Source organism: Streptomyces sp. NPDC104313 (genome assembly GCF_055583985.1).
The window spans coordinates 688976-712496 of the sequence record NZ_JBVJMW010000001.1 but is presented as its reverse complement, the minus strand read 5'-3'; the positions used below and the strand labels follow the sequence as shown (position 1 = coordinate 712496).

The window sequence follows — 23521 nt, the reverse complement described above, 5'->3', positions numbered from 1 at the left end:
CACTCGCCGGGAGTCCCGCGTCCGCCGTGTACGCGTTCGGTTAGGCTGGCCTCTCCTTGGGCGGGGGCCGGGGGCCGAGGCCCGGGGGCCCGGAGCGTGCGGGTCCAGGTTCGGGCGCCGCGGGTGAAGACCCGGCGGACCGAACGGACAGTGGCAGGGCGCAGGTGAGAGACGGCGACCGGACTCGCGCGCGTACGTAACGCGCCGGGCCGGGCGGGACCGCTCCTGCGGGTGACGAAGAACGCGGGTCTCGGGCCTGCGCGCAAGGTGGGGCACTGTGGACAGGATCGCGCTCGCGGCCGGAGCCCTGTACGTCATCGTCCTGCTCCGCGCCGGAGGGACGTTCGCCGTCGGCCGGCTCGCGGCAGCCGGTGCCCGGCGTGGCAGGTTCGCGGGGCTGACCTCTTCGGAGAAGTTCCGGCGCGCCGAGCGCGCCATCCAGCGGTGGGGCGCGCCGGTGGTGGCCGTCTCCTTCCTGACGGTCGGGTTCCAGACCGCCGCCAACTTCCTCGCCGGCAGCATGCGCATGCCGTTGCCGCGCTATCTCCCCGCGCTGTTCGTGGGGGGAGCGGCCTGGGCGCTGATCTACGCGACCGCGGGGCTCGGCGTGCTGAAGGTACTGGCGAGACTCTTCGCCGAGCGGACGGTCTTCGGGGTGTCCGCCGTGGCAGTGCTCCTGCTCGCGGTGTGCGGGGCCGTGGTGTACCGCAGAAGAAGGAATGCTCCGTCCTCCGGCGACACCGCCGCCGACGCGTCGTGAATCCGTTCCGCACGGCCGGATTCCGCCTTGTCGCGACTGATCGCCGTGGGCGGCCCGTCCGGCCGGCTGCCCGCACAGCCCGCACAGCCCAGGCCGCTTCCCGGCGACCGTGGCACCCTCGGCGCGCGCATCCGACCGGCTCGCGCACGTGTTGCCGAACGCCGCGTTCCCGGAACACGCGCTGTCCCGCAACCCCCGCTCAGGAGTGGTCGTGCACGCCCTCGCCCACGCCGAGCACGAGCTCGGTGCGGGTCCCGCCCCCACCCGGATACTGGACGCGTGGCTGGCGGAGGACGCCCAGGCTGTGCAGCTGGGGCATCTGATCTGGCACGCCGCTCTGCACTCCATCGCCTGCGGAGACTTCGCCGATGCCCGCCACCGGGCCGATACGGCGTTGCGGCGTGAGGGCGTGGGCATGCGGGCGGCGACGAACTGGCGCCTGATGCTCGTCGCGACCGAGGACCTGGAGATCCTGGCCGGTCGGGCTGCCGCCGACCCGCGCCCCGATTACCACGAGGTCCTGGCACCCGTTGTCCGGGCACTGGCGCACCTCACCGCCGGCCGCCCCCGCGCCGCGGCCGACACACTCGCCGCCCTCGGCGGGAAGACGGAACGCATCGGAGGCGTACGGGTGGAACGGGAGATCGTCCAGGACACCCTGGCCCGCGCCCTCATCGACGCCGACGACCCCACCCGCGCGGCGGCTCTGCTGCACCACCGCACCACCACCCGCCACCACCACAGCTACGAGGATCTCCTCCTGGCCCCACGCTGACGACCGGCCGTGGTTCCGCTTGCCGTCCCCGTTGCGTTTCCCGAAGCCTTGCGTTCGAATCTGCTCGATTTTCTGCCCACTTCGGTGACTCGGTGCTTATGGCTGCGGCCGGTCTGTCACGCTGTCGGTGTCGTCGGACCGTAGGAGCCGCACCGTGGCGCCCATTCCCCTGCAGCGGGACACCCCGCAGCGTTCCGGTACCCCCTGTGCCGGGCACGCGTACGGCCCGTGCCTGGCCAGCCGCACCAGCCTGCCCGGCATTCCGCTCGCCCCGTCCGCCGCCCGCCGGTTCGTGCGGGCCGCACTCGCGGAGTGGACCGGCATCGGGGTGCCCGCGGCCGTGGGCTTCAGCGACCGGCTGGCCGACGACGCCGTGACCGTCACCAACGAGCTGGTCACCAACGCCGTGGTGCACGCCGGAACCACCGTCGACCTGGTCATCGGGCTGGAGGAGGAGGGCGGTGACGAGCCGTCCGCCGCCCTCGTCCTGGAGGTCACCGACCACCACCCGGCCCGCCCGGTGAGCGGCGACGAGCCCGGGGCGGGCCCCGGACCGGCCGGGGCGCGCGCGGGGGAGCTGCCCGACCCCGCCGAGTACGGCCGGGGCCTCCAGCTCGTCGCCACCCTCGCCGACTCCTGGGGCATCACCTACCGAACCGGCCGCAAGACCGTCTGGGCGCGCCTCCCCGTCGACGACTGGAGCGCTCCGCCCGCCCCGCCCGACGGGGAGTTCCTCAGACGCGGCCTGCGTGCCGCCGAGATCCTCGCCCCCGCCCCGCGGCGTGCCGAGCGCGACGACGCCGTCTGGGACAGCCGGGGCGCCCCGGCCTTCCTCGCCGAGGCCTCCGACCTGCTCGCCGGGCAGCTCGACGAGGACCTGGTGGCGGCCATAGCGGGCCAGCTCCTGGTGCCCCGGCTGGCGGACTGGTGCGCGATCTGGCTGGAGACCGAGGGCGGGGGCCCGGCCGCCGAACCCCGGCTCGCCCGCGTCTGGCACAGCGACGAGACCGGCACCGAGCCTCTGCGCGCCGCCCTGGAGAGACAGCCCCTGCGCCTCCCGGCCGGCGCCGGCTCCGGTCCCGTTTCCGTCCCCGTGCCCTGGACCGCCCACTCCGTCGAGGAGGACCGGGAGGACACCCCCGCCCCGCCCCCGCACCCCGGCGGCCGGGACGGGGCCGCGCTCGCGTTCCGGATCACCGCGGGCGGCCGGGCGCTCGGCACCGTCCTCGTCGGCCGCGAGGGCGTCGCCCAGGTGCCGGAGGCGGTGGCGTCGCTGATCGAGGACTTCGTCCGCCGTCTCGGCCTCGCCGTGGGCGCGGCCCGCGCCTACACCCGGCAGGCCACCATCAGCCGGATCCTCCAGCGCGGCCTGCTCCCCAGCAAGGTCGCCGAGATTCCCGGAGTCACCAACGCCCTCGTCTACGAACCGAGCGACGACGGGGTGGTCGGCGGTGACTTCTACGACATCTTCCCGTGCCCCGGCGACCGCTGGTGCTTCGTCCTCGGTGACGTCCAGGGCTCCGGCCCCGAGGCCGCCGTCGTCACCGGCCTCGCCCGCCCCTGGCTGCGGCTGCTCTCCCGGGAGGGCTTCGGCGTCGGGGAAGTCCTGGACCGGCTGAACCGGCTGCTCCTGGACGACGCCATGGAGGCCGCCGAGGCCGCCGCCCTGATGGTCGCCGCGGCCGGGGGCCGGCAGCTCCACGACGGCACCCAGTCACGCTTCCTCTCCCTGCTGTACGGGGAGGTCGTGCCGCTCCCCGACGGCGGGGTCCGCTGCACGGTGGCCAGCGCCGGGCACCCCCTGCCGCTGCTGCTGCGCCCCGACGGCTCCGTATGCCCGGCCGCCGAGCCCCAGGTGCTGCTCGGGGTCGTCGAGGACGTGGCGTACGAGAGCCAGGTCTTCGACCTCGCGCCCGGCGACACCCTGCTCTGCGTCACGGACGGGGTGACCGAGCGCCGGTCGGGCCCGCTGATGTTCGACGACGGCGACGGGCTGGCCCGGGTGCTGGCCGGGTGCGCCGGTCTGCCCGCCGAGGCGACGGCCGAGCGGATCCGGCGGGCGGTCCACGAGTTCGCCGAGCGGCCGCCCGACGACGACGTGGCCCTGCTGGTGCTGCGCGCGGACTGAGGACCGGTGCCCGGTAGGGGAAGCTCCCGCGGCGAGCGACAATGGGCGGTATGCCTTCCGTACTGCCCGATGGTGAGCCCGTGCCCGACGACGGGGCGCTGCCCCGCCACGCCCTGGAAGGCGCAGCCGACCGCCCGCTCGGCTTCTACCTGCACGTCCCCTACTGCGCCACCCGCTGCGGCTACTGCGACTTCAACACCTACACCGCCACCGAGCTGCGCGGCTCCGGCGGGGCGCTGGCCTCCCGCGACAACTACGTCGCCCACCTGATCGAGGAGGTCCGCCAGGCCCGCAAGGTCCTCGGCGACGACCCCCGGCCGGTGCGCACGGTCTTCGTCGGCGGCGGCACCCCCACCCTGCTGCCCGCCGCCGACCTCGTGCGCATGCTGGCGGCGATCAGGGAGGAGTTCGGGCTCGCGGACGACGCGGAGATCACCACCGAGGCCAATCCGGAGTCCGTCGACCCGGCCTACCTCGCCGCGCTCCGCGAGGGCGGCTTCAACCGGGTCTCCTTCGGCATGCAGAGCGCCAAGCAGCACGTCCTGAAGATCCTGGACCGCACGCACACCCCGGGCCGCCCCGAGGCCTGTGTCGCCGAGGCCCGCGCGGCCGGCTTCGACCACGTCAACCTCGACCTGATCTACGGCACCCCCGGCGAGTCCGACGACGACTGGCGGGCCACCCTGGACGCCGCGATCGGCGCGGGCCCCGACCACGTCTCCGCGTACGCCCTGATCGTCGAGGAGGGCACCCAGCTCGCGCGCCGTATCCGGCGCGGCGAGATCCCGATGACCGACGACGACGCGCACGCCGACCGCTACCTCATCGCGGACGGGGCCTTCGCCGACGCCGGCTTCGACTGGTACGAGGTCTCCAACTGGGCCACCACCGAGGCGGGCCGCTGCCTGCACAACGAGCTGTACTGGCGCGGCGCCGACTGGTGGGGCGCGGGCCCCGGCGCCCACAGCCACGTCGGCGGGGTCCGCTGGTGGAACGTGAAGCACCCCGGCGCGTACGCCCAGGCGCTCGCCGAGGGCCGCTCGCCCGGCGCGGGCCGCGAGATCCTCGGCCAGGAGGACCGCCGGGTCGAGCGCGTCCTGCTGGAGCTGCGGCTGCGCGAGGGGTGCCCGCTCTCCCTCCTGAAACCCGACGGTCTCGCCGCCTCCCGCCGCGCCCTGACCGACGGGCTGCTGGACCCGGAGCCGTACGGGAAGGGCCGCGCGGTCCTCACCCTGCGCGGGCGGCTCCTGGCCGACGCCGTCGTCCGCGACCTGGTCGACTGACCCGGAGCGAGGGACTCACGGCTTGCAGTCCCTCACCGTCAGCGGCGGCGCGATCCCGGCCGGTTTGCCGCACACCAGGGTCCGCTCGGCGTCCGGCCCGGGGCGGACCACCTTGACGATGTTGAGACCGTGCACGTTGTCGGAGACCGAGGACCTCGCCCGGCTGAACGAGATCGTCCCCGTCGGCATGTTGTTGAGGTCCACCGTGTGCAGCGTCGCCCACGTCTCCGCCGCGCTCCGGCGCTTGTCGCCACGTGCGGCGGCGTCGTACAGGGCGGCCGTCGCGCTGTAGGAGATGACGGTCTGCCCGCTGGCGAACAGATCGTCCTCGTACGCCGGACGCCCCGACGCCAGCGCGATGACCTCCCCCTCGGGGTGCAGCGCCCGCAGCGTGCGGTACGAGTCCCCGTAGAAGCCGAGGTTCTTCCCCCGGTCCAGCGGGGCGAGCGAGCTGTGGTAGAGCGTGACGTTGGCCGCGATGGACGTACTGTCATCGAACGTCCCCTTCGTCAGATCGTCGCCGGTGAACACCGTCATCCGCCGGTCCGAGCACCCGGTCGTCTCCGACAGTCCCCGCATCAGCGTCGGTACGTCCTCGACCCGCCCGGCGAAGTACAGCGCGTCCGGCACCCGCTCGGCCTGGCAGATGGTCGTCAACGGGGCGTTCAGGCTCGCCCCGCCCGCCAGGTCGTACGTCACGTCCCTGCCCGGCTCGAACCCCGCGTCCTCCAGCATCTTCCGGCCCGCGTCCCGCTGTTCGGCGGTGTACCGGTCCAGGTCCCCGTTGCGGTCCTCGCGCGACAGCACGATCCCGTGCGGGCGGTCGAGGCCCTTCGCGATCTGCCGGGCGACCAGCCCCAGTACATGCGTCTGCTCCTCGTCCGTCGCCGCGAGGCCGAAGTAGTTGGGGAACTCCCGGGGCAGGTCGCTGCTGGAGTTCGTCGTGTCCACCACCGGCAGCCCGGCCTCGCGCAGCAGCCTCGTCGCCTTCTCGCTCTCCTGGGTGTTGCGGCCGAGACCGACCACCCCGACCACCGTCGGATCCCGCCGGGCCACCTCGATGATCTTCCGCACGGCGGTGAGCTGCCGCAGCATGCCCTGGCCGCCGTTGGCGGTCAGCACCCGCAGCCTCACCGACCGGCGCACGGTCTTGTTCACCGCCCGCTGCTGGAGATAGACACCGGTCAGCTCCTCCAGGCCCTTGCGGGTTGCCTCCCGGTCCTTGCCCGTGGCGGTGAGCGGACCGGCGTACACGATGCTCACGTACGCGTCTGTCGCCTCGATGTCGTCGTTCTCGTCCCGGATCGCCTGCTCGATCCGCTCGAAGGTGATGCCCTTCCCGGCGCCGTTCAGCTCCAGGCCGTTGCCCCGCGCGAAGTACACCTCGGAGGCGGTCGCCACCCCCACGCACTCCCGGTCGTCCCCCTTCCCGTTCCAGATCGCGTCCGTGTTGCGGTCGGTCAGCGGCCCGTGGCAGTACGTCTCGCGCCAGTGCCCGGCCCACAGGAACGCCCCCAGCAGACTCCCCACGACGACCACCGCGATGCTCGCCCGCGACATCACCCACCACGCCCAGGTCCGCCGCACCCGATGGGTGACGAGCTGGGCGTGCGCGTGCTCATGGGTCAGCTTCTCGGTGGACAGCGGAAGCAGCAGCACCCATGCCAGGGTCGCGGCCGCCCCCGGCGACTGGCCCAGGCTCAGATCGTCCACCCAGCGCTCGTAGCGGGCCCGCGCCCCGGACGAACCGGACGGCGCGCCGGGACCCGGCCGCTCCGGGGGCAGCGGCGGGGTGTGCCGCATGATCTCGAGGGGCTGGAGCGAGGCGAGCAGCAGCAGCGGATCCACCTCGCTGCGCCGCGACCGTACGCTGTTGATCGCGTTGATCAGCAGGATGCCGCCGTTGTCCTGCGTGGCCCGGGGGAGGAACACCACCGGCGGGACCGTGCGCTTGCTGCGCCGCCAGTCCAGGGAGTGCGGGCGGTAGTTGTGCCGCAGATCCTCCAGCAGCGCCTGCACCCTCAGCTCCAGATGGAACTGGCGTGCGTGCTCGTCGCCCGCCCCCGCGTCCGCCACCCGCTCCGCGACCGCCGCCGCCCGCGCCCGGATCACCCGCCACGAACCGCTCGGCGACAACCACGACCAGCCGTCCGAGGGGTAGCCGGTGCTGGACGCGGCCAGGGACGAGGTGGTGGCGAACCAGCGGCTGGCCCGGCGCAGCCACAGCAGCGGCGGCGCGGCCCGGCTCGCCAGGCCCACCACGGCGAGCCCGATCAGCGCGGCGGCCGCCACCAGGGCCGTCAGCAGCCAGCCGATCTCCCCGAGCAACACGCTGAGCAGGGCGATGAAGAGCGCGCCGACGAACGTCTCGGGCCGCACCGACCGCCGCAGCGAGGTCCACCGAGTGCCCCCGCGCGGCCGGCCGGACCGCCAGCGCAACCGGCTCAGCTGCTCCAGGATCCGTTCCTCGCGCTCTGCGGAGGTGTTCCCGTCGGACTGCTCGACCACCGTCGTGGTGGCCTGCTCGATCGCGCCGAGCAGCCGGGAGCGGGGAAAGGCGAAGGTCTTGTACTGGGTGTTCTCGCGGGTCTCCCACGGCTTCTCGGAGAGCGTGCGCACCATGTCGAGCGCCGCCTCGTACGGGGTCGCCCCCTCGCCGTCCAGCAGCCGCACCGGCACCCGGCGCAACTCGTTGGCCCGGTGCACCTGGTGCACGAGCTGCTCCACCCGCGCGTCGATCTCCGGACCGGTCCCGGCGTCCGCCGCCTGGACCACCACGAGCGGCATCACCGGCCGGTTGACCCGGTACCGGTCGATCAGCTGCTGTATCAGGTGGAAGACGGCCGAGGCCGCCTCGTTGTCCGCACTGTCCCGCCAGACCTCGCGCGCCATCGTCCCGTGTCCTTCCCCCGTGAGCCCCTCGGCCCGTGAACCGGCTGCCCGTTCTCCCCCCTCAATAGTCGATGGTGCTCGTGGGGCGCAGGCATTCATAGGGATCGGACGAGATCCTCTTCGACAGTCCCGCGACAGGCCGGTCCCCGGCCGGTCCCAGACCCCGGACGTCAGTCAGGAAGGGTGACGAAGTCGATCAATTCCTCAACCCGGCCCAGCAGTTGGGGTTCGAGGTCTCTGTAGCTGCGGACCTTGGACAGGATGTGCTGCCAGGCCGCCCCGGTGTTCTCCGGCCACCCCAGCGCCCGGCACACGCCCGTCTTCCAGTCCTGGCCCCTCGGCACGACCGGCCAGGCGTCGATCCCCACCGAGGACGGCTTCACCGCCTCCCATACGTCGATGTACGGGTGCCCCACCACCAGCACATGGTCGCCGGTCACCCGCCCGGCGATCCGGGACTCCTTGGAACCGGGCACCAGATGGTCCACCAGCACCCCCAGCCGGGCGTCGGGCCCCGGCGCGAACTCCCCGACGATCGCCGGAAGGTCGTCCACCCCCTCCAGGTACTCCACGACCACGCCCTCGATGCGCAGGTCGTCGCCCCACACCCGCTCCACCAGCTCCGCGTCGTGCCGGCCCTCCACATAGATCCGCCCGGCCCGCGCCACCCGGGCACGCGCGCCGGGCACCGCCACCGACCCGGAGGCCGTACGGGTGGGCCGCACCGGGCCGCCGGGGCCCGGGCGCACCAGCGTGACGACCTTGCCCTCCAGCAGGAAGCCGCGCGGCTCCATCGGGAACACCCGGTGCTTGCCGAAGCGGTCCTCCAGGGTCACCGTCGGCCCCTGGGCCGTCCTCTCACAGCGGATCACCGCCCCGCAGAAGCCGGTGGAGACCTCCTCCACGACCAGATCGGGCTCGGCGGGCACCTCGGGCACGGGGGCGGACCTCTTCCACGGCGGGGTCAGGTCCGGCTGGTAGCTGCGCATGGACACGACGATATTCGCCGTACCCGCGTCAGGGCTCATCCCACGGCGGGTCCCCGGTCGAGGTCCACGTCGAAGCGCTCCGCCAGGGACGCCCGCTGCGCCCGTACGAACGCCGCGTCCACCACCGCCCCGTGCCCCGGCACGTACAGCGCGCCCTCGCCGCCCAGCGCCAGCAGCCGCTCCAGCGCGGCCGGCCAGCGCGAGGTGATCGCGTCCCGGCCCGCCTGCGGCTCTCCCGACTCCTCGACCAGATCGCCGCAGAACACCACCGGAGGCTCGCCGTCCGTGCCCGGCACCAGTGCCGCGAGGTCATGGCCGCTGTGTCCGGGGCCCACGTTCGCCAGCAGCACCTGACGGCCGCCGCCCAGGTCGAGCGTCCAGTCGCCGCACACCTCGTGGTGCGGGACCACCAGCGTGTCCGCCGAGCGGGCCGCCTCGCCCTTCGGCACCCCGTGGCGCACCGCCGAGGCGCACAGGCTCTCCGCCCCGCCGCGCAACAGGTCCGCGACGCCCAGCGCCCCGTACACCTGGGCCCCGGCGAACGCGGCGGTGCCCAGCACATGATCGAAGTGCGGATGACTCAGTGCGATATGCGTCACCCTGCGCCCGAGCAGCGCCTCGGCCTGCCGCCGCAGCTCGACGCCCTCGCGCAGCGTGGCGCCGGTGTCGTACAGCAGTACGCCGTCCGGCCCGGCGACCAGCGCGGCGGTGGCGTCCCAGCCGGGGAGGCGCCGCCTGCCGATACCGTTTCCCAACCGCTCCCAGCCGAAGTCTTCCCAAGCGACGTCCATACCACGACGCTATCGGCAACGACCCGCGCTCCTGTGGGGGCGTGGCCGGTCGCCCTTGCCCCGGCCCCACCCCACCCCCGTACACTGACCGCGGGGATTGCTGGCACTCGAACGCACCGAGTGCCAGGCAGACGCCGAGAGACACAGCTGGAGGTGTGCGCGATGCTCAGCGAACGCAGACTCGAAGTGCTGCGCGCCATCGTCCAGGACTATGTCGGCACCGAGGAGCCGGTCGGCTCCAAGGCGCTGACCGAGCGGCACCGGCTGGGGGTCTCCCCGGCCACCGTCCGCAACGACATGGCGGTGCTGGAGGACGAGGGCTTCATCGCCCAGCCGCACACGAGCGCGGGACGCATCCCGACCGACAAGGGGTACCGCCTCTTCGTCGACAGGCTCGCGGGCGTCAAGCCGCTGTCCTCGCCCGAGCGCCGGGCCATCCAGAACTTCCTCGACGGCGCGGTCGACCTCGACGACGTGGTCGGCCGGACGGTCAGGCTGCTCGCGCAGCTGACCCGGCAGGTCGCCGTCGTGCAGTACCCCTCGCTGACCCGCTCGACGGTGCGGCACGTGGAACTGCTGGCGCTCGCCCCCGCCCGGCTGATGCTCGTCCTGATCACGGACACCGGCCGGGTCGAACAGCGTATGATCGACTGTCCCGCGCCGTTCGGCGAGGCATCGCTCGCGGATCTGCGGGCCCGGCTCAACAGCCGGGTCGTCGGACGCCGCTTCGCGGATGTCCCGCAACTGGTGCAGGAGCTGCCGGAATCCTTCGACAGCGAGGACCGGGGGACGGTTTCCACGGTTCTTTCCACCCTCCTCGAAACCCTGGTCGAGGAGACGGAGGAGCGGCTGATGATCGGCGGCACCTCCAACCTCACCCGCTTCGGACACGACTTCCCGGTGATGATCCGGCCGGTGCTGGAAGCACTGGAGGAACAGGTCGTCCTGCTGAAGCTGCTGGGTGAGGCCACGGACTCCGGCATGACCGTACGGATCGGGCACGAGAACGCCCACGAGGGGCTCAACTCCACGTCCGTCGTCGCGGTCGGCTACGGTTCGGGCGACGAGGCAGTCGCCAAACTCGGCGTGGTCGGACCGACCCGCATGGACTACCCCGGAACGATGGGAGCGGTACGCGCAGTGGCACGTTACGTCGGACAGATCCTGGCGGAGTCGTAAGTGGCCACGGACTACTACGCCGTACTCGGCGTGCGCCGCGACGCATCTCAGGACGAGATCAAGAAGGCATTCCGTCGGCTCGCCCGCGAGCTGCACCCGGATGTCAACCCGGACCCGAAGACCCAGGAGCGGTTCAAGGAGATCAACGCCGCTTACGAGGTGCTCTCGGACCCGCAGAAGAAGCAGGTCTACGACCTCGGCGGTGACCCGCTCTCCGCCAGTGGTGGCGGTGGCGCGGGCGGTTTCGGAGCCGGCAACTTCGGCAACTTCTCCGACATCATGGACGCGTTCTTCGGCAACGCCGCGCAGCGCGGGCCCCGTTCGCGGACCCGGCGCGGCCAGGACGCCATGATCCGGCTGGAGATCGACCTCAACGAGGCGGCCTTCGGCACCACCAAGGACATCCAGGTCGACACGGCTGTCGTCTGCAACACCTGTAGCGGCGAGGGCGCGGCCCCCGGCACGTCCGCCCAGACCTGTGACATGTGTCGCGGTCGTGGCGAGGTCTCGCAGGTCACCCGGTCCTTCCTGGGCCAGGTCATGACCTCGCGGCCCTGCCCGCAGTGCCAGGGTTTCGGCACGGTCGTGCCCACCCCCTGCCCGGAGTGCGCCGGCGACGGTCGTATCCGTTCGCGCCGCACGCTCACGGTCAAGATCCCGGCGGGCGTCGACAACGGCACCCGTATCCAGCTCGCGGGTGAGGGCGAGGTCGGCCCCGGCGGCGGCCCGGCCGGCGATCTGTACGTGGAGATCCACGAGCTGCCGCACGCCGTCTTCCAGCGGCGCGGCGACGATCTGCACTGCACGGTCACCATCCCGATGACCGCCGCGGCCCTCGGCACCAAGTGTCCGCTGGAGACGTTGGACGGGCTGGAGGAGATCGACATCCGGCCCGGCACCCAGTCCGGCCAGTCCGTGCCCCTGCACGGGCGGGGGATCACACATCTGCGCGGTGGCGGCCGGGGCGACCTGATCGTGCACGTCGAGGTGATGACCCCCACCAAGCTCGACGCGGAACAGGAGCGGCTGCTGCGGGAGTTCTCCAAGCTGCGCGGCGAGGAGCGACCCCTGGGCCAGTTTCAGCCAGGTCAGCAGGGTCTCTTCTCCCGCCTGAAGGACGCGTTCAACGGTCGCTGAACCGCTTTTCGCCTTTCACCGCACCGCCCGCCGGTTCCGAACCGGCGGGCGGTGCGGCGTTCGGACGAAGAACCGGTCAGGTCGTCGGCTGGCTGATTCGGCCCCGTTGCGCGAGACGTGGCACGATGCGGTCATGTCCTCCGAGTTGACCGATCTCTGCCGGTATCCGATCGTGCAGGCGCCTATGGCGGGCGGCGCGTCCGGACCCCAGCTCGCCGGGGCCGTCGCCGAAGCCGGCGGGCTCGGATTCCTGGCCGCCGGGTACAAGACGGCGGACGGGATGTACAACGAGATCAAACAGCTGCGCCGGCTCACCGGCGGGCCCTTCGGCGTCAACCTCTTCATGCCGCAGCCCACGCTCGCCGACCCCAGCGCCGTCGAGGTCTACCGTCATCAGCTCGCCGGCGAGGCCGCCTGGTACGAGACCCCGCTCGGCGACCCGGACAGCAGCGGCGACGACGGCTACGAGGCGAAGGTCGCGATCCTGCTGGAGGACCCGGTTCCGGTCGTCTCCTTCACCTTCGGCTGCCCCACCCGCGACACCCTCGACGCCTTCGCCCGGGCCGGGACGCACACCATCGTCACGGTCACCTCGGCCGAGGAGGCCCGGCGTGCCCAGCGGGCGGGCGCCGACACCGTCTGCGTCCAGGGCTTCGAGGCGGGCGGCCACCAGTCCACCCACCGCGACGACCCGCAGCTCGACCAGACCGGCACCGGGCTGCTCTCCCTCATCACCCAGGTCCGCGAGACCGTCCAGATGCCCATCGTCGCCGCCGGCGGCCTGATGCGCGGCGCGCAGATCACCGCCGTCCTCGCGGCGGGCGCGGACGCCGCACAGCTCGGCACCGCCTTCCTCATCTGCCCCGAGTCCGGGGCGCACCTGCTGCACAAGCAGGCCCTGACCAACCCGCTGTTCGTCCGCACCGAGCTGACCCGCGCCTTCTCCGGGCGGCCCGCCCGCGGCCTGGTCAACCGCTTCGTCCGCGAACACGGCCCGTACGCCCCCGCCGCCTACCCCCAGGTCCACTACGTCACCAGCGGGCTGCGCCGGGCCGCCGCCAAGACCGGGGACGCCCAGGGCATGGCCCTGTGGGCCGGGCAGGGCCACCGGATGGCCCGGGAACTGCCCGCGGGCGAGCTGATCGAGCTGCTCGCCGCCGAACTGGAGGCCGCCCGGTCGGCCCTGAGCATGAGGAGCCCCCGGTGACCGCACCGGTCTTCGTCGTCGAACGGATGCCCGCCGGGCCGGAGTACGTCCTGGAGGGACCCGAAGGACGGCACGCCGTCTCCGTCAAGCGGCTCCAGCCCGGCGAGGACGTCGTCCTCACCGACGGGATCGGCCACTGGGCGGAGGGCGTCGTGCGGGCCGCCGAGGGCAAGGACCGGCTCACGGTCACCGGCCTCGACAGCATCCACGAGGAGCCCGCGCCCGCCCCGCGGATCACCGTCGTCCAGGCGCTCCCCAAGGGCGACCGGGGCGAGCTGGCGGTCGAGACGATGACCGAGACCGGCGTCGACATGATCGTGCCCTGGCAGGCGGCCCGCTGCATCACCCAGTGGAAGGGCGAGCGCGGCGCCAAGGCTCTGACGAAGTGGCGCAGTACGGCGAGGGAGGCGGGCAAGCAGTCCCGCCGGGTGCGCTTCCCCGAGGTGGCCGAGGCCATGACGACCAAGCAGGTCGCCGCCCTGCTCGCCGCAGCCGACTTCGCCGGCGTCCTCCACGAGGACCGCGACCACGACAGCACCCCCCTCGCCACCGCCGAACTCCCGTTCTCCGGCTCGATCGTGCTCGTCGTGGGCCCCGAGGGCGGCGTCTCCCCGCAGGAACTGGCCGCCTTCGCCGAGGCGGGCGCCCGCCCCTACCGGCTCGGCCGCAGCGTGCTGCGCACCTCCACCGCCGGGACGGCCGCGACCGCGCTGCTCCTGGGGCGTACGGGCCGCTGGGGCTGAACAGCGGGCGGCGGCGGTGGATCGAGGGGCTCTGTGGCCATGAACGGTGGCTGGTGGAGCTCCCCCGGCCCTGCCCGCCGTGCTGATCGCCCTGGTCCCGTGGAGCGAACGCGGCGTACCCCAGGTGTTGTTCTGGGCCGGGCTCATACCGGTCCTCCTGACGATCTGGTTCGACCGCCCGCGCAGGCGCTGACCCGCGCAGCCCGTCCGGACCGTCCGGACCGTCCGGACCGTCCACGCCACAGGGCCCCGATAGCATGCCCGTGTACTGATTTTCGAAGACGTCTGCCCTTCGGGGAAGCGAACCGACCACCAGCGACGAGGAGGCCCGGCCATGGCGGGAGAGCCGCAGTCCGACTGCCTGTTCTGCAAGATCGTCTCGGGAGACATCCCGGCGACCATCGTCCGTGTGAGCGAGACCACCGTCGCCTTCCGCGATATCAACCCGCAGGCCCCGACCCACGTCCTGGTCATCCCGAAGGTCCACTACCCGGACGCCGCCTCCCTCGCCGCCGCCGAACCGCTCATCGCCGCGGACGTCCTGCGTGAGGCCGGAGAGGTCGCCGCCGACGAGAAGGTCGACGCCACCGGCTACCGGATCATCCTCAACACCGGCTCCGGCGCCGGCCAGACCGTCTTCCACGCCCACGCACACGTCCTGGGCGGCCGCGGCCTCCAGTGGCCCCCCGGATAACGGAAGCTCCCGACCATGTCCGTACGCGAGCTGGTGGTGCTCGGCACCGCCAGCCAGGTCCCCACCCGGCACCGCAACCACAACGGCTATCTGCTGCGCTGGGACGGTGAGGGTATCCTCTTCGACCCGGGCGAGGGCACCCAGCGCCAGATGCTGCGGGCCGGGGTCGCCGCGCACGACATCCACCGGATCTGTATCACCCACTTCCACGGTGACCACTCCCTCGGGCTCGCCGGGGTGATCCAGCGGATCAACCTCGACCAGGTGCCGCACCCGGTGACCGCGCACTACCCGGCGAGCGGGCAGCACTTCTTCGACCGGCTGCGGTACGCCACCGCCTACCGCGAGACCGTCGAGCTGGACCGGGCCCCGGTCGCCGGAGCCGGCGGAGTCCTCGCCGCCACCTCCGCGTACACCCTGGACAGCCACAGGCTCTCGCACCCCGTCGAGTCGTACGGCTACCGTCTCACCGAGCCCGACGCCCGGCGCATGCTGCCCGCCCTGCTGAAGGAACACGGCATCGCCGGACCGGACGTGGGCCGCCTCCGGCGCGAGGGCGTCCTCGGCGGCATCACGCTGGAGCAGGTCTCCGAGGAGCGGCGCGGGCAGCGGTTCGCGTTCGTCATGGACACCCGGCTCTGCGACGGGGTGTACGCGCTCGCCGAGGGCTGCGACATGCTCGTCATCGAGTCGACCTTCCTCGACGAGGACGAGAAGCTGGCCGTCGACCACGGGCACCTGACCGCCGGACAGGCCGCCCGGGTGGCGAAGGAGTCGGGCGTCCGCCACCTCGTGCTGACCCACTTCTCCCAGCGCTACGGCGATCCGGAGCTCTTCGAGGCCCAGGCCCGCGCCGCCGGTTTCGACGGCGAACTCACCGTCGCCCAGGACCTGATCCGGGTCCCGGTCCCCACCCGGCACCACTGAACCGACCCCGCGTTTCCCCATCAGCACCACCGTTTGCGAGACACCGTGCACCTCCCCAAGGCAGAACTTCACCTCCACATCGAAGGCACCCTCGAACCCGAGCTGGCCTTCGCCCTCGCGGAGCGCAACGAGGTGGCCCTGCCCTACGCCACCACCGACGAACTGCGCGCCGCCTACCGGTTCGATGACCTCCAGTCCTTCCTCGACCTGTACTACGCGCTGATGGCGGTCCTGCGCACCGAGGACGACTTCGCCGAACTCGTCGACACCTACCTTGCCCGCGCCGCAGCCCAGGGCGTCCGGCACGCCGAGATCTTCTTCGACCCGCAGGCCCACACCGCCCGGGGCGTCCCGATCGGCACGGTCATCGAGGGGATCGGCCGGGCGCTGGAGCGCAGCGAGGAGAAGCACGGCGTCTCCACCCAGCTGATCATGTGCTTCCTGCGCGACCTGTCGGCCGAATCGGCCCTCGGCACCCTGGACGCGGCGAAGCCGTATCTGCACCGGATCAGCGCGATCGGCCTGGACTCCGCCGAGGCCGGCCACCCGCCCGCCAAGTTCCGCGAGGTGTACGAGGAGGCCACCGCCCTCGGCCTGCGCAAAGTGGCCCACGCGGGCGAGGAGGGTCCGCCGGAGTACATCAGGGAGGCCCTGGACGTCCTCGGCGTCGAGCGCATCGACCACGGACTGCGCTGCCTGGAGGATCCGGAGCTGGTGGAGCGGCTGGTCGCCGACCGGATACCGCTCACGCTCTGCCCGCTGTCGAACGTACGGCTGCGCACGGTCGACACGCTGAAGGACCACCCGCTGCCGGCGATGCTGGCCGCCGGACTCCACTGCACGGTGAACTCCGACGACCCCGCCTACTTCGGCGGGTACATCGGGGACAACTTCGACGCCGTACGCGACGCGCTCGCCCTGGACCGGGAACAACTGCGCACCCTGGCCCGCAACTCCTTCGAGGCGGCCTTCCTCGACCACGACGAGGAGCGCCGGGCGCGCTATCTGTCCGAGGTCGAGGCGTACGCGTTCGACTGACTGGACTCGCCGCCCCGACCGGCCGCCCGGAGCGCGCCGCGCACCAGCCGCCCGCGCCGCAGGGCCGGTACCCGCGGCCCCGTGACGGCCTGCTCCGGTGAACCGAGCTCCGGCATCACGCCGGGCACCAGCGGCCGGCCGCCGGTGTGCAGCGCCACGGCGGTCACCGGGGCGGCGACCAGCAGGGTGGCCGCCCCCAGAATCATCCCCATCGCCGGATAGCCGGCCTCCACGGAGAGCACGCTGCCCAGCAACGGACCGCAGGCCACCCCTATGGAGGAGGCGGAACCCGCCAGCACCGCCCAGCGACCGCGCATGTCCAGGGAGGCGGCCAGCCCGATGAGGTAGGAGAGGACCACCGGGTAGAAGGCGTTCCACACGATCTCCCCGGTCGCGAACGAGGCGAGGTCCCGGGCCGATGAGCTGAGCACGATGCTCGCCGCGATGACCACGGTACCCAGCCCGATCGGCACCGCCCGGCCGAGCCGCGCGCCGAGCAGTCCCGCGCCCGTCACGCCGAGCAGTCCCGCGCCGAGCGCGGCGGCGAACACCGCGCCGACGGTGACTTCGGACAGCCCCACCTGGACCAGGCCGATGTGGCCGCTCACGCCCCACAGCGCGTTCTGCGCCATGGACCAGACGAGCATGCCGCCCGCCAGGACGAGCCCGGAGCGGCGGTGCGGGAGCCGGCCGGCGATCGGTGAGGCGGTCTCCTCGGCCGTCGCCGCATCGTCGAGCCGGGCGGTCGCGGGCCAGACGAGCAGGGCGACCAGGGCGATCGCGGCGAACGGAAGCCGGTGGCCCCCGCCCAGGTGGGGGATGGTCAGATAGAGGACGCCCGCGGTGGCGGACACGGCGAGCAGCCCGAGTGAGGACGTCCGGTGCGGGTCGCGCCGGGCGGCGATCCCGGCCGCGGCGACCGCCGTCGCCGTGCCGGAGCCGAAGCCGCCGACCACCACGCCGAGCACCACCAGCGGCACGGACCCGGTGAGTGCGGCGAACCCGTAGCCGGTGGCGGTGAGCACCAGTCCGACGCGGGCGGGGGTGCCCGGCCCTAACCGCTCGACCCGGCCGGCCAGGGAGAAGCCGGCGCCGGCCGAACTGAGGAGCAGTGCGCTGCCGACCAGGCCCGACTGAGCGGGACTCAGCCCCAGCTGGGCGCTGAGCCGGCCGACGATGGTGGGGAGCAGATAGGAGGCGAGGTATCCGGCGGTGAACACGGCCACCAGGGGCCACGCGGCACCAGGGCGCGAGGACATGGGCGTTCCTGAAGACATGCCTGAGCAGGCAGGGGGGAGGGGAGGGGAGGGTGTGGAGCGGGGAACAGCGAAGCGAGCGGGGCATGCGGGGCATGCGAAGGCATGCGAAGGCATGCGAAGGCACGGGGATATTGCGGTGGTTTACAGCGAGATGCTGAGATATACGGCTCTCGTCGGAGAAGGTCCCCGAAGGTGCCGGAGGGCAATTTGTATCAAGCGCCCCCGGCTCCCGAAAGCCGCCCCGATGTGATCTAGGTCACATCTGTGTTTATGTAGGGGAACCTCGGGTATTAGCTCATGTTTATGCAGGTCAGGCGTGCTGCGAACACATGGGCGCGGACACTGCGTTCCCCTGGCGTATCGGGCAGACTGGCCGCACCTCACACGGTCCGGATCCCGCCGAGATCCGACGCACGAACCCGGGAGCGCACGGTGAGCACAGACACTCCGGGCATCGACCCGCTCCAGGCGCTGCGCGCTCCCCGGGACCCCGCCTGCGATGTCTTTCTGACGGGCCCGGTCTTCCTCGACATCATCTTCACCGGCCTGGACAGCGCCCCCGTACGCGGCACCGAGTCCTGGGCGCGGGGGATGGGTTCCAGCCCCGGTGGCGTCGCCAACATGGCCACCGCCCTCGCCCGCCTCGGCCTGCGCACCTCCCTCGCCGCCGCGTTCGGCGACGACCACTACGGGGAGTACTGCCGGGACGCCCTCGAACAGGGCGAGGGAATCGACCTGTCGATGTCGCACACCGTCCCCGGCTGGCACTCCCCGGTCACCGTCTCCATGGCGTACGAGGGCGAGCGCACGATGGTCTCGCACGGGCACGAGGCGCCCGCTCCGACCGGAGCGCCAACAACCACGGTTCCCTCCGGACCCGCTGGACCCACCGGACCTGCTGGACCCTCCGTTCACTCCGGACCCTCCGGACCCTCCGTTCCCGCCGAAACCCCGGCCCCCGTCGGAGCCCCCGCCTTCCCGCACTGCCCGCCGCGCGCCCGCGCCGCCATCGCCTCGCTCGCCCCGGGCAGGGGCGAGCCCTGGGTGGCCGCCGCCGCCCGCAACGGCGCGCTGATCTTCGCCGACGTCGGCTGGGACGAGACCGGCCGCTGGGACCTGGACGCCCTGCCCGACCTGGCGCACTGCGAGGCGTTCCTGCCCAACGCCGAGGAGGCGATGCGTTACACCCGCACCGACTGCCCGCGCGCCGCCGCCCACACCCTCGCCGAACGCGTCCCGCTCGCCGTGGTCACCCTGGGCGCCGAGGGCGCGTACGCCGTCGACGGCCGCACCGGCGCCGCCGCGGCCGTGCCCGCCATCGAGGTGGAGGCGCTCGACCCCACCGGCGCCGGGGACGTTTTCGTCGCCGGCTTCGTGACCGGCACCCTCGCCGACTGGCCGCTCGCCGACCGGCTCGCCTTCGCCGGCCTCACCGCCGCCCTCTCGGTCCAGGAGTTCGGCGGCTCGCTCTCCGCCCCCGGCTGGGCCGAGATCGCCGCCTGGTGGCAGCTGATCCGTACCTGCGACAGCCAGGACCCCGCCGCCCTGGAGCGCTACGCCTTCCTGGACGACCTGCTGCCCACGGCGGCCCGCGCCTGGCCACTGCGGCGCGCGGTGCCCACGATCGGTTTCCGCCAGTGACCGCGCGCGGAAACGCGTCGCACGCACGTGCGCTAAAAGCACTCTGCGTTGTCACTTCCAGGTCGTAGGCTTGGTAATCCAGAGGTTGTCGAGCAGCGAGAACCCTGCAACGGGAGGTATGTGCAGGCCCGAGGGCCGGCCCATGACTCAGACACCCACACAGCCGCAGGCGCGTGCCCAGATCAGGATTCCGGCCGCACACCCCATGGTGATGCTCCTCGGATCGGGTGACTCGCTGTTGCGCGTGATCGAAGAGGCTTTCCCGGCGGCCGACATCCATGTCCGGGGCAACGAGATCAGTGCCACGGGCGAGGCCGCCGACGTCGCTCTCATCCAACGCCTGTTCGACGAGATGATGCTCGTGCTCCGCACCGGAGCGCCGATGACGGAGGACGCAGTGGAACGGTCGATCGCCATGCTCAGGGCGGCCGGCGGCGGGCAGGGAGACCCGCGGGGCGAGACGCCCGCCGAGGTGCTCACGCAGAACATCCTCTCCAGCCGTGGCCGCACCATCCGCCCCAAGACGCTCAACCAGAAGCGGTACGTCGACGCGATCGACGAGAACACGATCGTGTTCGGCATCGGCCCCGCGGGTACGGGCAAGACCTATCTCGCCATGGCCAAGGCCGTTCAGGCACTCCAGTCCAAGCAGGTCAGCCGGATCATCCTGACCCGGCCCGCGGTCGAGGCGGGGGAGCGGCTCGGCTTCCTGCCGGGCACCCTGTTCGACAAGATCGACCCGTATCTGCGCCCGCTCTACGACGCTCTGCACGACATGCTCGACCCCGACTCGATCCCGCGGCTGATGGCGGCGGGCACGATCGAGGTCGCGCCGCTGGCGTACATGAGGGGAAGAACCCTCAACGACGCCTTCATCATCCTCGACGAGGCGCAGAACACCAGCGCCGAGCAGATGAAGATGTTCCTCACCCGACTCGGCTTCGACTCCAAGATCGTCATCACCGGTGACGTCACCCAGGTCGACCTGCCGAGCGGCACCAAGAGCGGGCTGCGGCAGGTCCAGGACATCCTGGAGGGCCTGGACGACGTGCACTTCTCCCGGCTCACCTCCCAGGATGTCGTCCGGCACAAGCTCGTCGGCCGTATCGTCGACGCGTACGAGAAGTACGACAGCCGAAACGGTCAGCAGGACGGTCAGGCGGAAGGCCGCGAAGACGGCCGACGCGACCGCCGTAAAGGGAAGTAGTAGCAGCGCACCATGTCGATCGACGTCAACAACGAGTCCGGAACCGAGGTCGACGAGCAGGCGATCCTCGACATCGCCCGCTACGCACTGGCCCGGATGCGGATCCACCCGCTGTCCGAGCTCTCGGTGATCGTGGTGGACACCGACGCCATGGAGCAGCTGCACATCCAGTGGATGGACCTTCCCGGTCCGACCGATGTCATGTCCTTCCCGATGGACGAGCTGCGTCCGCCGGCGAAGGACGACGAGGAGCCCCCGCAGGGGCTCCTCGGTGACATCGTGCTCTGCCCGGAGGTCGCGAAGAGGCAGGGCGAGGAGGCCCCGACGCAGCACTCCATGGACGAGGAGCTTCAACTCCTGACCGTCCACGGGGTGTTGCACCTGCTGGGGTACGACCACGAGGAGCCGGACGAGAAGGCGGAGATGTTCGGTCTCCAGGCCGCCATCGTGGACGGCTGGCGCGGGGAGCACGGGCTCACCGGCGCGTCCCCCGCCCCCACCGTCTCGTGAGCGCGCCCCTGGTCATCGGGGTCGTGCTGCTGGTCGTCGTCGGCTGGCTGGCCGCCTGCGCGGAGGCCGGGATCGCCCGCACCTCCAGCTTCCGGGCGGAGGAGGCGGTCCGTTCCGGCCGGCGCGGCAGTGCGAAGCTCGCGCAGATCGCGGCCGACCCGACCCGCTATCTCAACGTCGCCCTGCTGGTGCGGGTCGCCTGCGAGATGTCGGCCGGGGTCCTCGTCACCTACGCCTGTCTCCAGGAGCTGCCCGAGACCTGGGAGGCGCTGGCCGTCGCGATGGGCGTGATGGTGCTCGTCTCCTACGTCGCCATCGGCGTCTCCCCGCGCACCATCGGCCGCCAGCACCCGCTGAACACGGCCACGGCAGCCGCGTACGTCCTGCTGCCGCTGGCCAGGATCATGGGACCGATCCCGCAGCTGCTGATCCTCGTCGGCAACGCGCTGACCCCGGGCAAGGGGTTCCGCAAGGGCCCGTTCGCCAGCGAGGCCGAGCTGCGCTCCATGGTCGACCTCGCCGAGGCGGAGTCGCTCATCGAGGATGACGAGCGCCGCATGGTGCACTCCGTCTTCGAGCTGGGCGACACCCTGGTCCGCGAGGTCATGGTGCCGCGCACCGACCTCGTCTCCATCGAGCGCTACAAGACGATCCGCCAGGCCCTCACCCTCGCCCTGCGCTCCGGCTTCTCCCGGATCCCGGTCACCGGCGAGAACGAGGACGACGTCGTCGGGATCGTCTACCTCAAGGACCTGGTCCGCAAGACGCACATCAACCGCGAGTCCGAGGCCGACCCCGTCTCCACCGCGATGCGCCCCGCCGCCTTCGTCCCCGACACCAAGAACGCCGGGGACCTGCTGCGCGAGATGCAGCAGGACCGCAGCCATGTCGCGGTCGTCATCGACGAGTACGGCGGCACCGCGGGCATCGTCACCATCGAGGACATCCTGGAGGAGATCGTCGGCGAGATCACCGACGAGTACGACCGGGAGCTGCCGCCCGTCCAGGAGCTGGGACACGGCTGCTACCGGGTCACCGCCCGGCTCGACATCGGGGACCTCGGCGACCTCTTCGGCCTCGACGAATACGACGACGAGGACGTGGAGACCGTTGGCGGCCTGCTCGCCAAGGCGCTCGGCCGGGTCCCGATCGCCGGCGCGTCCGCGGCCGTCGAGCTGCCCGACGGCCGCAGGCTCCGGCTCACCGCGGAATCCCCCGCGGGCCGCCGGAACAAGATCGTCACGGTGCTCGTGGAGCCCGAGCACGAGGAGACCGGGGAGAAGGAAGCGGAATGACGCCGGAACGGCTGCGGGCCTTCTGCCTGGAGTTCAACGCGAGCGTGGAGGAGTTCCCGTTCGGCCCGGAGATCTCCGTCTTCAAGGTGCTCGGCAAGATGTTCGCCCTCGCCACCCTGGACGGGCAGCCGCTCACCGTCAACCTCAAGTGCGATCCCGACGAGGCGATCCGGCTGCGCGAGACGCACCCCGCGATCGTGCCCGGCTGGCACATGAGCAAGCGCCACTGGAACACGGTCACCGTCTCCGGCGTCCCGGACCGGCTGCTGCGCGAGATGGTCGAGGACTCCTACGACCTGGTGGTCGCCGGACTCCCGAAGGCGGAGCGGCTGCGCCTGGACCGCCCGTAGAGAGTCGCCCGTGTACGGGAACGCCGTGCGTTCGGGACCCCGGAGGTCACGGTAGGCCCGTACGCGATGATCGCGCCCGGACGGAACACACTGTCCGACGACACTGACACTGACACTGACGCCGCCGCCGACACCGCCGCCGTCTCCGGCCCCCCGGCTGACCGCCGGCTGCTCCCGGGGCCGGGGTGACCTGCGCGGGCCCTCGCCCGCTTCGTATGCTCGTGCCATGACCGACACCACGGAGCTCGACGCCGAGGACCGCAAGATCATCACCTTGGCGCGCAGCGCCCGCGCCCGCAACGGGGTGCCCGAGGGCGCGGCGGTACGCGACGAGACGGGACGCACCTATGTCGCGGGCACGGTGGCGCTGGAGTCGCTGAAGCTCAGCGCCCTCCGGACCGCCGTCGCCATGGCGGTGGCCAGCGGCGCCACCTCGCTGGAGGCGGCCGCGGTCGTCTCCGCCGCCGAGACGCTCTCCGACGAGGACCGGGCCGCGGTGCGGGACCTCGGCGGACCGGACACCCCGGTGCTGCTCGCGGGCCCGGACGGGGCGCTGCGGGTCCGTGTCGCGGCGGGCTGATCCGGCGCCTGACGGCGGGCCGAGCCGGCCAGGTGACGGCGCGATCAGCGGGGCCGCGTGACGAGCGGCCCTGGCGGCCCGGGCGGAACACCCTCGGCAGGCCGATCTTGACATCATCTGATGGGCCATCAGTCGC

22 protein-coding genes are annotated in these 23521 nt (G+C 72.3%); 18 read left to right on the top strand and 4 right to left on the bottom strand.

The window, feature by feature from the left end; genetic code table 11:
- Positions 1–277 precede the first annotated feature (277 nt).
- The 4 genes from ACZ60Q_RS03210 to hemW all read left to right on the top strand — a co-directional run bounded on the left by ACZ60Q_RS03210 (position 278) and on the right by hemW (position 4946).
- Positions 278–760, top strand: coding sequence for a DedA family protein (locus tag ACZ60Q_RS03210; RefSeq protein WP_469627552.1), 483 nt, complete (start codon positions 278–280; stop codon positions 758–760).
- A gap of 148 nt (positions 761–908) precedes the next feature.
- Positions 909–1535, top strand: a complete 627-nt coding sequence (locus ACZ60Q_RS03205) for a tetratricopeptide repeat protein (protein WP_469627549.1) — start codon at positions 909–911, stop codon at positions 1533–1535.
- A 154-nt stretch (positions 1536–1689) separates the two neighbouring features.
- Positions 1690–3663: a SpoIIE family protein phosphatase gene (locus ACZ60Q_RS03200; protein WP_469627547.1), complete on the top strand. Its 1974-nt coding sequence runs from the start codon at positions 1690–1692 to the stop codon at positions 3661–3663.
- A gap of 41 nt (positions 3664–3704) precedes the next feature.
- Positions 3705–4946 (top strand): radical SAM family heme chaperone HemW, encoded by a 1242-nt coding sequence (gene hemW, locus ACZ60Q_RS03195; protein ID WP_469627544.1) that lies wholly within the window; start codon positions 3705–3707, stop codon positions 4944–4946.
- A 15-nt stretch (positions 4947–4961) separates the two neighbouring features.
- On the opposite strand, the gene ACZ60Q_RS03190 is transcribed toward hemW, so the two are convergent.
- The 3 genes from ACZ60Q_RS03190 to ACZ60Q_RS03180 all read right to left on the bottom strand — a co-directional run bounded on the left by ACZ60Q_RS03190 (position 4962) and on the right by ACZ60Q_RS03180 (position 9618).
- The gene (locus tag ACZ60Q_RS03190; protein ID WP_469627542.1) at positions 4962–7838 is read right to left on the bottom strand and encodes an ABC transporter substrate-binding protein; all 2877 of its coding nucleotides are present in this window, start codon (positions 7836–7838) and stop codon (positions 4962–4964) included.
- A 170-nt stretch (positions 7839–8008) separates the two neighbouring features.
- Positions 8009–8827, bottom strand: a complete 819-nt coding sequence (locus tag ACZ60Q_RS03185; protein ID WP_469627539.1) for a DUF3097 domain-containing protein — start codon at positions 8825–8827, stop codon at positions 8009–8011.
- A gap of 35 nt (positions 8828–8862) precedes the next feature.
- Positions 8863–9618, bottom strand: a complete 756-nt coding sequence (locus ACZ60Q_RS03180) for an MBL fold metallo-hydrolase (RefSeq protein ID WP_469627537.1) — start codon at positions 9616–9618, stop codon at positions 8863–8865.
- Positions 9619–9780: 162 nt separating this feature from the next.
- Between ACZ60Q_RS03180 and hrcA the strand changes: the two genes are divergently transcribed.
- The 8 genes from hrcA (at position 9781) to ACZ60Q_RS03140 (ending at position 16543) form a co-directional block, all read left to right on the top strand.
- Positions 9781–10797 (top strand): heat-inducible transcriptional repressor HrcA, encoded by a 1017-nt coding sequence (gene hrcA / locus ACZ60Q_RS03175; protein WP_361868511.1) that lies wholly within the window; start codon positions 9781–9783, stop codon positions 10795–10797.
- Complete coding sequence (dnaJ, locus tag ACZ60Q_RS03170) at positions 10798–11934, top strand: molecular chaperone DnaJ (protein WP_469627533.1); 1137 nt, start codon at positions 10798–10800, stop codon at positions 11932–11934.
- 133 nt (positions 11935–12067) lie between these two features.
- Positions 12068–13141, top strand: coding sequence for a nitronate monooxygenase (locus ACZ60Q_RS03165; protein ID WP_469627530.1), 1074 nt, complete (start codon positions 12068–12070; stop codon positions 13139–13141).
- Positions 13138–13884, top strand: a complete 747-nt coding sequence (locus tag ACZ60Q_RS03160; RefSeq protein WP_469627527.1) for a 16S rRNA (uracil(1498)-N(3))-methyltransferase — start codon at positions 13138–13140, stop codon at positions 13882–13884. Before ACZ60Q_RS03165 ends, ACZ60Q_RS03160 begins: the two co-directional genes overlap by 4 nt.
- A gap of 46 nt (positions 13885–13930) precedes the next feature.
- Positions 13931–14077 (top strand): hypothetical protein, encoded by a 147-nt coding sequence (locus ACZ60Q_RS03155; protein ID WP_469627524.1) that lies wholly within the window; start codon positions 13931–13933, stop codon positions 14075–14077.
- Positions 14078–14218: 141 nt separating this feature from the next.
- Positions 14219–14578 carry a histidine triad nucleotide-binding protein gene (locus ACZ60Q_RS03150; protein WP_469627521.1) on the top strand — a complete coding sequence of 120 codons (360 nt, stop codon included), beginning with the start codon at positions 14219–14221 and terminating at the stop codon, positions 14576–14578.
- Positions 14579–14593: 15 nt separating this feature from the next.
- A complete protein-coding gene (locus ACZ60Q_RS03145; protein WP_469627519.1) occupies positions 14594–15505 on the top strand; it encodes a ribonuclease Z in 912 nt (303 codons plus the stop codon).
- 45 nt (positions 15506–15550) lie between these two features.
- On the top strand, positions 15551–16543 hold the full coding sequence (locus tag ACZ60Q_RS03140; RefSeq protein WP_469627997.1) for an adenosine deaminase: 993 nt from the start codon (positions 15551–15553) through the stop codon (positions 16541–16543).
- On the opposite strand, the gene ACZ60Q_RS03135 is transcribed toward ACZ60Q_RS03140, so the two are convergent.
- Positions 16507–17802, bottom strand: coding sequence for an MFS transporter (locus ACZ60Q_RS03135; RefSeq protein WP_469627516.1), 1296 nt, complete (start codon positions 17800–17802; stop codon positions 16507–16509). The genes ACZ60Q_RS03140 and ACZ60Q_RS03135 overlap by 37 nt on opposite strands.
- Positions 17803–18234: 432 nt before the next feature.
- On the opposite strand from ACZ60Q_RS03135, the gene ACZ60Q_RS03130 reads away from it, so the two are divergent.
- From ACZ60Q_RS03130 to ACZ60Q_RS03105, 6 genes are all read left to right on the top strand, one after another.
- Positions 18235–19443 carry a carbohydrate kinase family protein gene (locus ACZ60Q_RS03130; protein ID WP_469627513.1) on the top strand — a complete coding sequence of 403 codons (1209 nt, stop codon included), beginning with the start codon at positions 18235–18237 and terminating at the stop codon, positions 19441–19443.
- Between the two features lie 142 nt (positions 19444–19585).
- Complete coding sequence (locus ACZ60Q_RS03125; protein WP_469627510.1) at positions 19586–20650, top strand: PhoH family protein; 1065 nt, start codon at positions 19586–19588, stop codon at positions 20648–20650.
- Positions 20651–20662: 12 nt separating this feature from the next.
- Positions 20663–21160: an rRNA maturation RNase YbeY gene (gene ybeY, locus ACZ60Q_RS03120; RefSeq protein ID WP_352241441.1), complete on the top strand. Its 498-nt coding sequence runs from the start codon at positions 20663–20665 to the stop codon at positions 21158–21160.
- Positions 21157–22455: a hemolysin family protein gene (locus tag ACZ60Q_RS03115; protein ID WP_469627506.1), complete on the top strand. Its 1299-nt coding sequence runs from the start codon at positions 21157–21159 to the stop codon at positions 22453–22455. The genes ybeY and ACZ60Q_RS03115 overlap by 4 nt, the downstream gene beginning before the upstream one ends.
- Positions 22452–22805, top strand: coding sequence for an MmcQ/YjbR family DNA-binding protein (locus tag ACZ60Q_RS03110; protein WP_469627503.1), 354 nt, complete (start codon positions 22452–22454; stop codon positions 22803–22805). Before ACZ60Q_RS03115 ends, ACZ60Q_RS03110 begins: the two co-directional genes overlap by 4 nt.
- 226 nt (positions 22806–23031) lie before the next feature.
- On the top strand, positions 23032–23385 hold the full coding sequence (locus tag ACZ60Q_RS03105) for a cytidine deaminase (protein ID WP_469627501.1): 354 nt from the start codon (positions 23032–23034) through the stop codon (positions 23383–23385).
- Positions 23386–23521 lie beyond the last annotated feature (136 nt).

Excerpts from the sequence above, each read along its gene's own strand:
- hemW (WP_469627544.1), top strand. The coding sequence starts at position 3,705 with ATGGGCGGTATGCCTTCCGTACTGCCCGATGGTGAGCCCGTGCCCGAC.
- ACZ60Q_RS03190 (WP_469627542.1), bottom strand. The coding sequence starts at position 7,838 with ATGGCGCGCGAGGTCTGGCGGGACAGTGCGGACAACGAGGCGGCCTCG.
- ACZ60Q_RS03185 (WP_469627539.1), bottom strand. The coding sequence starts at position 8,827 with ATGCGCAGCTACCAGCCGGACCTGACCCCGCCGTGGAAGAGGTCCGCC.
- ACZ60Q_RS03180 (WP_469627537.1), bottom strand. The coding sequence starts at position 9,618 with ATGGACGTCGCTTGGGAAGACTTCGGCTGGGAGCGGTTGGGAAACGGT.
- hrcA (WP_361868511.1), top strand. The coding sequence starts at position 9,781 with ATGCTCAGCGAACGCAGACTCGAAGTGCTGCGCGCCATCGTCCAGGAC.
- ACZ60Q_RS03165 (WP_469627530.1), top strand. The coding sequence starts at position 12,068 with ATGTCCTCCGAGTTGACCGATCTCTGCCGGTATCCGATCGTGCAGGCG.
- ACZ60Q_RS03150 (WP_469627521.1), top strand. The coding sequence starts at position 14,219 with ATGGCGGGAGAGCCGCAGTCCGACTGCCTGTTCTGCAAGATCGTCTCG.
- ACZ60Q_RS03145 (WP_469627519.1), top strand. The coding sequence starts at position 14,594 with ATGTCCGTACGCGAGCTGGTGGTGCTCGGCACCGCCAGCCAGGTCCCC.
- ACZ60Q_RS03135 (WP_469627516.1), bottom strand. The coding sequence starts at position 17,802 with ATGTCCTCGCGCCCTGGTGCCGCGTGGCCCCTGGTGGCCGTGTTCACC.
- ACZ60Q_RS03125 (WP_469627510.1), top strand. The coding sequence starts at position 19,586 with ATGACTCAGACACCCACACAGCCGCAGGCGCGTGCCCAGATCAGGATT.
- ybeY (WP_352241441.1), top strand. The coding sequence starts at position 20,663 with ATGTCGATCGACGTCAACAACGAGTCCGGAACCGAGGTCGACGAGCAG.
- ACZ60Q_RS03110 (WP_469627503.1), top strand. The coding sequence starts at position 22,452 with ATGACGCCGGAACGGCTGCGGGCCTTCTGCCTGGAGTTCAACGCGAGC.
- ACZ60Q_RS03105 (WP_469627501.1), top strand. The coding sequence starts at position 23,032 with ATGACCGACACCACGGAGCTCGACGCCGAGGACCGCAAGATCATCACC.